Here is a 12,457-nt window from a genome sequence, read left to right on the forward strand (position 1 = left end):
TAGTTTCTCCTTATTCCTCCACCGGCATACCGAACTCTTTACGTTTCTTTACAATCTCTTCATCTATCAGAATCGAGTAATCGATGATTGTCTCTCGTGAGTCAACCTTTTCATTTATTACCTTTCTGATGGCATTTGAGATATGTCTTCCGGTGAAGTATCCGCCGGGTACCTCTCTGATACCAACGGTCTGATCCCACTGATCATCAAGTACTGCTATGTCGTCAGCACTCCAGGACAGATTTGAAAATGCATCTCTGTTGGCTGTTGCATATCTTGCTGATGAACCAAGGAGTGCCTCGATCTCTCGACCGAATCTTACCTGTGTATCAGCTGTTGCCCACCACTTCATGAACTCCCATGAATTCTGTCTGAGCTGATCATTCTCTGTACTGATCATCATTGTGGCACTTCCTGTAATGAAGTCCGATCTGTCTATCTGACCATTTACTTCAGTTCCGGGGATGAGAGTGAAATCCCAAAGTCCTCTGATCTCCGGTGCGGAAACCATCAATGTGTTGTAGGTCGAATACGGGGATATACCAATCGGCATCTCACCAGAACGGAATCTGCTGACGAAGTCGTAAATTGTAGGTATACCATAATCATTGAAGTATCTTACATAGTCATCAAATGCCCTAACTCCGGCCTCTGTATTAACAGTTGTCTTTGTTCCGTCTTCGTTGTACATGTCTCCGCCATACTGATAAAGCAGTGAGAAGTACATTGAAAGATCAGGAACGTTCGACATGATTGATGTTGAAGCTGCTGTAGCACCGCTACTTCCTGCTGCGGTAGGAATTCCGACAGAGAGGTTATTTCCCTGAATTGTGGGAAGCATCTCTATAAGTTCCTGCCATGTCTGAGGAGGCTCAAGTCCGAGTTCCTCAAGTACGTCCTTTCTGTAAAACATTACGTTGAAGGTCTGTGTCTCAGGTATTCCGTAGATGTGACCATCAAGTCTGTACTGTTCATAAGAACTTTCCGAATAGTGGGACATTACTTCTTCCCAACCATCGAACTGGGTTATATCTTCAGCTGCACCACGCAGAGCGTAGTTTACAGGCTGATCTGCACCAACTGAGAGAACTACGTTCGGTCCTCTTCCTGCAAGTACTGCATTAAGCAGTGCTCCGGGATCAACGATTTCTACGTTAACCTTTACTCCTGAGTTGGGAGTGAAATCGTCATCTACCATGGATTTAAGGATTGTACCCTGGTCACGACCAGTGAGTACCCAAACCTTTACGATCTCTTCGCCTGAATTCTCATCGTAAACATCACCGACTGAGTTGTAATCAACAACAAAGGATGCTGCGAAGGACTTGATCTCATGTGCTGCCTTTGTGAAGAAGTTTGCTTTATCCTTCTTGGGCTTTGTGTCTGTACCTGATACAACCAGATAATCGATATCCAGTTTGGTCTCGCTCATCTTAAGTGAAGCTGTACCAAGTGATGTGATGTTATCTTTAAAGGTTACAAACTCTGTTGTTATCTTCTGAGGCTTTGCACAGAATCTTTCAAGCTGCTGAGCAATTGTCTGTGCTGTTGCTATGTTATCTGCCTTCTGTCCTGAGTATGCAACCATGTCATCTACTATCTTGTAGAGACGCTTGCTTTCAAGCTCCATGGCTTCCATGATCTCGGGATATGTTGTATCAATATGATAATCTCTGTAGATATCAGGATTTGCTCCTGTATATACAAGTATTCTTCTGTAAATCTGATTGAGTCTGTAGGTTGAATCCTCCATTTCCTGAAGGATTGTTCCCATTCCACCAAGAGTTGCCTCAAGCCTTATGGTGTGAGTACCCTTTGTAAGGTAGAAGTTGTAAGGAGTCTTGTTTTCATCTGCCAGAGTAATGCTGTCCCAATCGTTGTTATATCCAAAGGATATTTCCTCAAGTTCCTTGAAAGGAATCTCGCCATCGATCAGTACGCTTCTGGTTGAAACAGATCCTCTTGCGTAGTTCTGACGACCCTTTACCATGATGTTGTAGAAACCGTCTGCCGGAATCTCAACGTTCCATTCAATCCACTGTCCTGAGCTTCTCCAGCTCTCACCACCTACATAGTTGAGTTTGGTGGTTGTTACACTGTTAGGACTTGTTGTGGGTGATGATCTGTCATATTTTGCATAAAGTGATGACTCGGATCTTATTGTTGAATCCTCACCCTGTATGAGTTCCATGAAGCTCTTTGCTTCTGCGCTGTCACTCTTTCCTGCATTAGCTGCCGCATACTCTTCATAAGTAGGTCTTTCTGTTGCCGCACTGACAACAACCTTGGAAATGAGCATCGGCTCGTTATCTGCTTCAAATGTAAGAGTGTTTGCTCCCTTATTCATATAGAAGAGATAGGGTTCAGCGATGTATCCCATATCATCTTTGAAGTAAGCACTCTGCCAGTCGAAATACTCAACCTGTCTGGGACGGATCTCATTGCCCTGGTTATCAACCTTGACCTCGCCACCGTCCATCCACATTCTTGTGAATGCGATATTTCTTGCATCCTCAAAGGGAAGCTCATCATTTATGTATACTGTTCTCTCTGCAGCTACACCTCTTGACTCCGGAAGCTTGTACTCAATGAATAATCTGTACATTCCTTCTTCAGGCACATCCACATTCCAGGTGATCTTTGAACCTGTCTCTGTGAAAACTGCATTTTCTTCTTCGTGAACATCGCCCTCGGATGTGTAATCCATGAGGTTAACCTCTACATCCTTGTCTGCTTTTTTCACGCCGGCATGTTCATTCAGGTATCCGGTATAGCTTCCTGTTCTCTCCATACCCTCTACTTCTTCAGCAAGGTCGACTCCTTCATATTTTTCATGGAAGTCTTTTACCTCGGTGTGAGAAAGTACTACGCATATACCTATAACTACTGCTAAAGCTATGATTACACCAATTACGGTTTTTAGATTTTTGTTCATTACCTTAAGTCTCTTTCCCTTTTTAGGTTAATTAGTATCCGCAAAAACATAGAAGCACGGCTTTGGTTCGTAATTACTGTCAAACAAAAGCGGGCACTGTTTCTGGTCTTTCTTACTTCCTCCGCCGACATTGGAGCGGAAGTTCAGCCATGAGTATTTATCAACTGTTCCCCAGAAGGTCATTCCTGTGATGTTTACCTTGCCTGAGTTCTTTGCTGACTGAAGTGCGTAGTACATAAGGTTGTATGTCTTGCGCTGCTTCTCATACTCTGTCTCCATGGCTTCCACGCTGCCATCGTAGCCATCAGATGCTGAAAGATCCCATTCTGTGATCTGTACATTTCCAACCACCTCGCCGTAGGCTTCGGCTGAAACCTCTACATCATTGGCATTGCTGTTTACACTGTAATGTCCCTGCATGCCCATGGCATCAATTCTTGTTCCCTCTCCGGGAGCTCCCTCCTCTGCCTTTATGGCTTCAAGGAGCTTTATGATACCCTGCCTTTTTTGCGGAACACATTCGTTGTAGTCGTTGTAATAAAGCTCTAAATCTGCAGGAGCATATTTGTTGGCGAATTTAAATGCATTTATTATGAACTCTTCGCTCTGATATACATGCCACCAGCTTGAATTGTTTCCGTGTCTGTCTTCCGAAAGATCCTCGTTTGGATTCTCTGTATCTGTTCTGTAGGTTCCTGTACCATCAGAAACTGCTTCATTAACAACATCCCATCCATAAAAGAGATCTTTGTAAGGACTGTCCTCGCCTGTGAAGTGTGTCAGTACTTCTCTTATGTACCACTCTTCTCTCTTGGTCATTACCTCAGGTGTTACATAAGGCTTTGTCTTATCGTAGTCTTCATGGAAAAACCACTCAGGCGTCTGGGAGTGCCATAAAAGAACATGTCCTCTCACTTCTAGTGCCTTATCCGGATTGGCTTCGTTCCATTTAAGTATCTTATTAAGAATCTTCTCGGGATTCTTATAATTAAGAACAGGAACCGTTATAGTCTCTCCGTTAAGCTCTGCCTCCTCTGTTCCGGGGCAAGTGCTTACACTGTACCCAAACAGTGAATCAGGCTTAAGCTCATTTCCAAGTGTTACCGAACTAAAATGTGTGGTAACCAGATTCCAGAGAGGAATGTCCCAGGGCTCATCCCCTGTAAGCGCGCATCCGATTCTACATCCCATCTTCTGTTGTACACAGTCCCTTAGTATGGGAACTTCCTGCGCTTCATCCACCTCTTCTGTCTCCTCCGCGGTCGTTTCTGTGACCTCTGCGGCTTCCTCCGAATCACCCTCAGAAGCCTCTTCGCTCTCGGCAGGACTTTCTTTACTCTCTTCGGAGCTTTCAGTCTCAGCCGATTCATTCGCTATGGTACTTTCTGATTCTGCTTGATTTTCTGTATGATCTGCACTGCCACAGCCACCAAGTGTTAACCCCAACGCTGTCATGCAGGCAATTGCTGAAATAAAAGATTTGCCCCTCCGATACAAGATGTATCCTCCCAATATTTGCTTACCAAATTTTGCTAATCATAGTCAGCTATGATAATGCTTAGTATAATGGCTTCAAAATGGGCATGCTTACCATTTCTTGCCTTGCGCCTTTCAGATATTGCGATTAATGAGCAAAAAATGAACCGTGATTTTTGTGCACTATATACAAAAACCACATAGATGCCTTGTGTTCTTTAATAAAATTACCATTGTACTAAAAACAAAAAAGCAAAATTTGATAGTAATGTGTTATCATTTGTGCTAATATACGATTGCAATGTTAATTTGGGGTTAGCAAGGGGTACGTATTGTGATTAAATTGAAAGATGAGTTAAAACTCAATTATTATCAGCAGAATACTGATTTTACAGAGCGTGTGCTGGAGGGAGATAACGAAAAGTCTATCTTCCCTAAGGATAGTTCCATCCGTATCTGGCACAACATTGAGACAACGGATTATCCGACTCACTGGCATAATGCTTTGGAAATAGTATTTCCTATTGTAAATTTCTATGACGTTGATGTTGATACCGACAGGCATCACGTTCTTCCGGGGGATATTATTTTTATTCCGCCCAGAAAATCGCATTATCTCCATGCTCCGAAAACCGGAGAGAGATACATATGTCTGTTTGACATTGATTTCTTTTCATCTGTAAGAGGATATTCGGGACTTATATCCATGCTTCAGGACTGCATCCATATAACTCCGGATGAATATGCTCCTATATATAATGATATTTACGATCTCTTTTCCCAGATCTGGAACGAGTATTTCCAAAAGTCAGAATTCTATGAGTTCTCGATCTACTCTCATCTGTTCCAGATACTGACCATCTTATCCAGATATCATCTGAATAAGCTTCAGCTTTTCAATGATACATCACCTGTTAAGAGACGAGAGTACTTCGACAGATTAAATAATGCCATCGATTATATAGATGAGAATTATACAAATAAGATCACTCTGGAAGATGTGGCTTCCTACAGCGGTTTCTCCAAGTTCCATTTCTCGAGATTGTTCAAGGAATACATGAACTGCACCTTCTACGATTATCTGATAAATACCAGAATTAAGGCTACAGAGGTCCTTCTGACAAGAGACGATCTGTCAATTACAGATATTGCTCTTCAGGCCGGATTCTCAAGCATCCCTACCTTCAACAGAACCTTCAAGCAAAAGAAGGGATGCACGCCGGGTGAATACAGAACCCTTTTCTCAGGCGGCCTGGGAAATAAAGATATGGGCGATGTATCATCGCCCAAACTTCCATGAATATACTTCATAATCTTCACCGGAGAATACAAAGTACAAATTGTGTTTTCCGGTTATTTTTTCGTCCAAAACAGCCTTTATCTTTTTAAGCTCTTTTCCGGGCTTCTCGATTTCAACTGTTCCCATCTCTTTTCCGGAGGGAGTATCAAGGCGGATTGAAATGCTTCCGCTTCCGGCACCACAGGCATTTACTGAAACTTCCTTAGCGCCATCTTTTCCAAAATCTACGCCGCTTACACAGGTCCAGCTGCCATCAGAGATTTCAGAGAGAATCATATCTCCTGATCCGTACTTTTTAGCCTCTTCGCCAAACTGCTTTGTGTCAATTCCTGCTGCGTTTGAAATTGTGACAGCCTTCACATCGTTATAAGGATCAACAGTCTCAAGCTGCTTAACTCCTGCTCTTGTGCCCTTACTTGTTGTGGGCTCATTATCATCATTTAAAATGAGCTTATCAATATTTGTGCTTCTGTAACCGCCAAGAACTCCCATCTTTTCCTCAAGAATTCTTGAATGGTAGGTAATGTACCACTCGCCGTTAAATTCAAAAATGCAGTGATGGTTATTTCCGCCAAGACCAAAGAAAAACTCAGGATTCTTGAGGACAGGATTGCAAAGCTCGAAGGGACCCATGGGTGATTCTGACTTCATGGTTACAATCTCGCCGGACTCAAATCCGTATTTCTTTGTAGCATCCTTAGTTACGTCAAAATTGGAGCAATATGAATAATAGTATGTGTCTCCAATCTTATTTATTCCGGAATCCTCAAAAAGATAAGGTACATTTTTAATGGGCTTTGGATCACCGTCAAGGCTAATCATGTCATCGCCAAGCTTAGCAACTCTTGCTGTTCCAGGGTTATCTGCCTTATCAGGTACCGGTACGCCGCCGCCAAAGTAGATATATGCACTTCCGTCATCATCCATAAGCACGGCAGGATCAAAAAGCCATGTAACCTCAGCACAGGTGGGTGTTTCTCTTGAAATAAGAGCTTCTCCAAGAGGATCTGTGAAGGGTCCTGTCGGTGAATCTGCTGTAAGAACAGCTATGCCGTTTCCGTTATTGGCAAAATACAAGAAGAACTTATCCTTGCCGTTAATCTTTTTATAAGCAGCTGCAGGAGCCCATGAATTGTTGCCCCAGCTTGCAGCGCCAAGCTTACCTGCCGCATAAACGGTTCCATGATCGGTCCAGTTTACAAGATCACTTGAAGATATAACACAGATAGTATTTATATTCCCATAAGTGTTTTCCTTGACAGTGCGATCAGGATTATATGATATCTTATCACCTGTCATATATATGTATACTCTTCCGTCATATACAAGAGCGTAAGGATCTGCACCAAAGCGCTGCACCATAACCGGATTATGGTCAGTAGCTGCCTTGCCGCTCTCCTTTAATTCAAAATTCTCAACAGTCTCTGTCATTTCTATAGGCTGTGCGCAAACGTTCATCATTTTTACGTCTCCTCAAAATATTACTTTACTAAGAATATAAATTTGAGATTGTAAGAGCCGCCACAAAAAAGTTGCGAAAATAATTTCAGTAATTGCGTAAAGCTGCATATAGGCAAGCATTGACTAAGGCGTAGCAATTATTGATAAGACTTTACAAGTGTCAGATAATATAAATTAAGTATATATTTCTTTCACTAAAAAACTAATGAATGTTAGCAAAATAAAGGGGAAAAGACATGCTTAGAGAGACAAAAGTAGAAAATGGAAAAGTTAAGGGTCTGCCCGGCGCAGATCCCAGAATAACAGTTTATAAGGGCATTCCTTTCGCTGCTCCTCCGGTGGGTGAGAACAGATTCAGAGCTCCTCAGCCCTGCAAGGATTGGGACGGCACACTTAATGCCTTTGAATTTGCTCCCATATCCGTTCAGGACAGACCGGGCCTTGGAACAGACATTTACTGCCGCGAGTGGCACGTAGATCCCGGTATCGAGATTAGTGAGGACTGTCTGTATCTGAATGTATGGACACCTGCAAAAAAGACAGACGAAAAGCTTCCTGTTCTTGTATGGTTCTTTGGCGGCGGATTCCAGTGGGGCTACACAGCCGAGATGGAATTTGACGGCGAAAAGCTTGCAAGGCGCGGCGTTATTGTTGTCAGCGTAAACTATCGTCTGAATGTTTTCGGATATCTTGCTCATCCTGACATCACAGCAGAAGCTCCCGATGCTCCCGGTAACTTTGGACTTCTCGACCAGAGAGCCGGTCTTCACTGGGTTCACAGAAATATCGCAGCCTTTGGCGGAGATCCTGACAGAATTACCATTGCAGGCCAGTCAGCAGGCGGATCCAGCGTAATGCAGCAGTTCACTAACGAAGAGAATTTTGACATCATAAAAGGCGCCGTTGTAATAAGCGGAATGATCCGTCATCCCGATGAGGACTCTGATATTTTCAAGCCTCTTTCTCTGGAAAAAGCAGAAGCTCACGGAAAAGAATTCTTCCAGGTTCTTGGTGTATCAACACTTGAAGAAGCAAGAAAACTTTCCACAGAAGAGATTTTTAACGGCTATGGAAAATATATTGCTGATCATCCAAGAATGTTCCCCATTATGGACGGACAGTTCTGCAAAGGTAATCCAATAGAGCTTCTTGCAGAGGGCAAATGCACAAAGGCTCCCATAATTTCAGGAAATACTTCCGATGAGTTTGCAATTAATGGCGAAAGCATTGTTGAAAAATCAGTAAAAGAAACCTTCCTTGATGCTGAGAAAAACGGACAGAAAAATTATTACTACCGCTTTGACCCCGATATCCCGGGAGATGGCAACAAGGGTGATTCTTATCCCGGAACCTTCCATTCCGTAGATTTGTGGTTCTTCTTTGAATCACTTTCAAAATGCCACAGACCCTATGCCGGAAGACACTTTGATCTTGCCCGTCAGATGTGTGACTACTTTGCCAACTTTATTAAAACAGGCGATCCCAACGGAAAGGGCTGGGACGGCAAAGAGCTTCCCAAGTGGATTCCCTACACAGATAAATGCAGAGCTGAGATGGAGTTCCTCGGAAGAGGCGCAACTCCAAGATTTGAAGGCGGCATCCGCCAGAACAGCAAAAAGCAGGCTGTAAATCCCTATCTTCCGAGCTGGGAATATGTGCCTGACGGAGAACCCTATGTTTTCGGAGACAGAGTCTATGTTTACGGATCCCATGATCTTTACAACGGTGAGACCTTCTGCCTCGGAGATTATATCTGCTACTCTGCTCCCATAAATGACCTTGGTAACTGGCACTACGAGGGCGTTATTTATAAGAAGACTCAGGATCCTGCTAATCCCGATGGACACATGTGTCTCTATGCCCCTGATGTAACAGTGGGTCCCGACGGCAGATACTATCTGTATTATGTACTTGATAAGATTTCAATCGTTTCCGTGGCTGTAAGTGATACACCGGCTGGCCCTTACGAGTTCTACGGCTACGTTCACTATGAAGATGGCACAAAGCTCGGAGATAAGGAAGGTGATGAGCCTCAGTTTGATCCCGGCGTTCTCACAGAAGGCGATGTTACCTACATGTACACAGGCTTCTGCGGACAGGGAGATAAATCAAGACACGGCTCCATGCTGACAGTTCTTGGTCCCGATATGCTGACTATAAAGGAAGCTCCTATTTTCGTAGCTCCCGGAAAAGAATATGCGGCCGGAACTGAATTTGAAGGCCATGCATTCTTTGAAGCATCATCAATAAGAAAGCATAACGACACCTACTACTTCATTTACTCATCAGAGGTTATGCACGAGCTCTGCTATGCTACCTCCAAGGATCCAAGAGGGCCCTTTAAGTATGGCGGCGTTCTTGTAAGTAACTGCGATCTTCACATAGATAGCTACAAAAAGGCTGAGGAAGCTACAGCTTACGGTGCAAATAACCACGGAAGCATGGTTCAGATAGGTGATGACTGGTATATCTTCTATCACAGACACACAAACGGCAACTGGTACAGCAGACAGGGCTGCGCAGAAAAGCTCATAATTAATGCTGATGGTTCCATTCCTCAGGTAGAGATCACATCCTGCGGACTTAACGGCGGTCCTCTTTCCGATATAGGTGAATACCCGGCATACCTTGCCTGCAACATCTTTACAGAGAAGCATGATATCTACGTTGAGCCCACAGCTCCGAGAGTTGTTCAGGAAGGCGGCGATGGAGATCAGAATCCAGGATATATCAAGTCCATTACTGATGGCACTACAATCGGATTCAAATACTTCGACCTTAAGGATGCTACAGGCCTTAGAATCCGCACAAGGGCATACTTTGGCGGTAAATTTGAGGTTAAGACCGGTATTAATGAAAAGCCTATTGCTGAAATAGAGGCTATTTCTTCAAATATCTGGACAGCCTTTGAGTGCAGGTTCCCGAAAATAAGCGGCACACATGCTCTTTATCTAAGGTATAATGGTACAGGAAGCGCAAGCCTTGCTTCCATAGAATTCTTACATGATTAAGGAGCAAAAAATGAAGTTACATGTAATTAAGAAAAACATTTCGGCAGTGATGGTTGCTGCCGCCCTTATGGCTACCACAGTAAGCGGCTGCGGACAAAAGCCGGCTGAAACTGTTCCTGCTCAGGAAACAGAGACTGCTGCCAACGAGGAAGTCGAAACTACTGCTACAGAAGAAACAGATGAAACCGAAACAGATGCTGCAGACGATGCTGATGAAGCCAATGAAGCCAATGAAGAAACAACAGAAGATGCACCTGCAGCAGCGGGAGATAAATACGAAATGAGAGACATATCACCAAAAGATCTGGTTGCTGAAATGACCACCGGCTGGAACCTCGGAAACACCTTCGATTCCCACGGAACAAAGGGTGTTGCCGCTGAAACCAGCTGGGGTAACCCCAAAACCACCAAGGATATGATTGATGTCATTCACGATAAGGGCTTTGATCTTATCAGAATCCCCACCACCTGGATGGACCACATCGGCGAGGCACCGGATTATACTGTTGACGAAGCATGGCTTTCAAGAGTCGAAGAAGTTATAAATTTTGCTCTCGATGATGGAATGTATGTAATTCTCAACACTCACCACGAAGAGGACTGGAGAATCCCGGATGATGCTCATATCGACGAAGTTGATGAAAAGCACGCTGCACTTTGGAAGCAGATTGCAGAGCACTTCAAGGACTATGGCGACCACCTGATATTCGAAGGTTTAAACGAGCCAAGAATAAAGGGAGATGCCCACGAATGGGACGGCGGAACAGACGAAGTAAGAAAATGCTTAAATCGTCTTAACAAGACCTTTGTTGATACCGTAAGAGCAACCGGCGGCAACAACGAGAAGAGACTTCTTCTCATCACATCTGTTGCAGCATCTCCTCTTCCTGTAACAATTAATGATGTTGAGATCCCTGAGGATGACCATATAGGCGTATCAATACATGCCTACACTCCTTATGCATTTACCTTTGACATCGATGATGATTGGGAGCTTAACACCTGGGATGGCACTCACAAGAAGGATATCTTAGACGTATTTAATGACTTAAAGAAGACCTTCTTAAGTAAGGATATTCCAGTTATCATCACTGAATACGGTGCCATCCACAAAAATGATAATGTAAGCCAGGTAACAAGATGGGTTGCTGATTATCTCTCAATCGCAAAAGCAAACGGCGTACCCTGCATCTGGTGGGACAACGGACAGTATGAATCAGGCAATGAGCACTTTGCAATATTTGACCGTAACAACCTGACCTGGTACAGAGAAAGCGTCGTAGACGCCATCATGGAGATTTATAAATAAAAAACCCGCAGGTACTGCAGTAAAAACAAAAGGCTATGGAACAAATTAAGTTCCATAGCCTCTTTTTTTACGCTTATAAGTTTTAGTTCATACCGTAGAGAAGTCTTGCTATCTCTGAATTCTTATCAAGAATAATGGTCTTCTGACCACCGGTTAAAGACTTTTTCATTGCTTCAAGAGAACGAACATAGTTGTAAAAATCCGCCTTATCCTCTGTATTATAGGCTTCGGAAAGAATTCTCATGTACTCTGCTTCTCCTTCACCTTCAAGCTGTGCAGCGGTCTTTTCAGCATCTGCTGTTAAAATAGCGACCTTTTTATCGGTTTCATTCTTTATCTTCTGAGCTTCCGCTGCACCCTCTGCCTGATAGGAAGCGGCGATGTTGTTACGTTCAGATGTCATACGCTCATATACTGCTGTTCTGTTGTCATCGGGAAGGTCAAGAGCCTTTATCTGAGCTGTAACGATCTCAATACCGTAACCGCCCATATCTGAGTTAGCATCCTCTGTTATGAGCTTTGTGAGTGTCTCACCTCTTGCCTCAATAACTTCGTCCTGACTCATTGATGAGATGGCTGTTTTTGTTGCATTGTAAACAGCTGCTTCTATTCTCTCCTGAGCTCTTGAATCGATAGCGTTAAGTGACTGGATAAATTTAACCGGCTCTACCACTCTCCAAAGCACGTATGTATCAGCTATCATTGACTTTTTATCTCTTGTGATGACATCGGATTTAGGAATGTCATACATCTTGATTGCTGCATTGATTCTCTGGGTTGACTGTACAAAGGGAGTTATCATCTTAAGACCGGGCTCGCTTTCAACTCGCACAATCTTACCAAACTGTCTTACTGCAACAAATTCTTTTTGATGAACTGTAAATAATGAATTGCCAAGGATTACCACAAGCGCTACAACGATAAACGCTGTCAGGGTTCCGGCTATTGTTTTTTTCATATATCGT

General features: G+C 43.5%; 7 protein-coding genes. 3 read left to right on the forward strand and 4 right to left on the reverse strand.

All coding sequences use genetic code 11. The features are described 5' to 3' along the window. Positions 1-10: 10 nt before the first annotated feature. Both G608_RS0112090 and G608_RS0112095 read right to left on the reverse strand, forming a co-directional pair. Positions 11-2,935, reverse strand: coding sequence for an extracellular solute-binding protein (locus G608_RS0112090; RefSeq protein WP_026496254.1), 2,925 nt, complete (start codon positions 2,933-2,935; stop codon positions 11-13). 27 nt (positions 2,936-2,962) lie between these two features. Further along, entirely contained in the window at positions 2,963-4,432 is a 1,470-nt protein-coding gene (locus G608_RS0112095; RefSeq protein ID WP_155833284.1) for an endo-1,4-beta-xylanase, read from the reverse strand. A gap of 313 nt (positions 4,433-4,745) precedes the next feature. On the opposite strand from G608_RS0112095, the gene G608_RS21040 reads away from it, so the two are divergent. Next, positions 4,746-5,711: a helix-turn-helix transcriptional regulator gene (locus tag G608_RS21040; RefSeq protein ID WP_242829386.1), complete on the forward strand. Its 966-nt coding sequence runs from the start codon at positions 4,746-4,748 to the stop codon at positions 5,709-5,711. Here G608_RS21040 and G608_RS21045 read toward each other — a convergent pair. Further along, positions 5,691-7,172 carry a glycoside hydrolase family 43 protein gene (locus tag G608_RS21045; RefSeq protein WP_081677412.1) on the reverse strand — a complete coding sequence of 494 codons (1,482 nt, stop codon included), beginning with the start codon at positions 7,170-7,172 and terminating at the stop codon, positions 5,691-5,693. The two genes, G608_RS21040 and G608_RS21045, sit on opposite strands and share 21 nt — an antisense overlap. Before the next feature lie 236 nt (positions 7,173-7,408). Here G608_RS21045 and G608_RS24300 point away from each other — a divergent pair, with 236 nt between their 5' ends. After that, positions 7,409-10,183: a carboxylesterase family protein gene (locus G608_RS24300; protein WP_330367000.1), complete on the forward strand. Its 2,775-nt coding sequence runs from the start codon at positions 7,409-7,411 to the stop codon at positions 10,181-10,183. 10 nt (positions 10,184-10,193) lie between these two features. Then, positions 10,194-11,492, forward strand: a complete 1,299-nt coding sequence (locus G608_RS0112115) for a glycoside hydrolase family 5 protein (RefSeq protein WP_026496257.1) — start codon at positions 10,194-10,196, stop codon at positions 11,490-11,492. Positions 11,493-11,574: 82 nt separating this feature from the next. Here the strand turns inward: G608_RS0112115 and hflC are convergent, their stop codons facing one another. Then, complete coding sequence (gene hflC, locus G608_RS0112120; RefSeq protein WP_026496258.1) at positions 11,575-12,450, reverse strand: protease modulator HflC; 876 nt, start codon at positions 12,448-12,450, stop codon at positions 11,575-11,577. Between the last annotated feature and the right edge of the window lie 7 nt (positions 12,451-12,457).

The organism is Butyrivibrio sp. WCD3002 (assembly GCF_000424265.1).
Lineage (GTDB): Bacteria > Bacillota > Clostridia > Lachnospirales > Lachnospiraceae > Butyrivibrio.

What these genes read in the sequence shown, in the direction of transcription:
- G608_RS0112090 (WP_026496254.1), bottom strand. Translation starts at nt 2,935, where the DNA reads ATGAACAAAAATCTAAAAACCGTAATTGGTGTAATCATAGCTTTAGCA.
- G608_RS21045 (WP_081677412.1), bottom strand. Translation starts at nt 7,172, where the DNA reads ATGATGAACGTTTGCGCACAGCCTATAGAAATGACAGAGACTGTTGAG.
- G608_RS24300 (WP_330367000.1), top strand. Translation starts at nt 7,409, where the DNA reads ATGCTTAGAGAGACAAAAGTAGAAAATGGAAAAGTTAAGGGTCTGCCC.
- G608_RS0112115 (WP_026496257.1), top strand. Translation starts at nt 10,194, where the DNA reads ATGAAGTTACATGTAATTAAGAAAAACATTTCGGCAGTGATGGTTGCT.
- hflC (WP_026496258.1), bottom strand. Translation starts at nt 12,450, where the DNA reads ATGAAAAAAACAATAGCCGGAACCCTGACAGCGTTTATCGTTGTAGCG.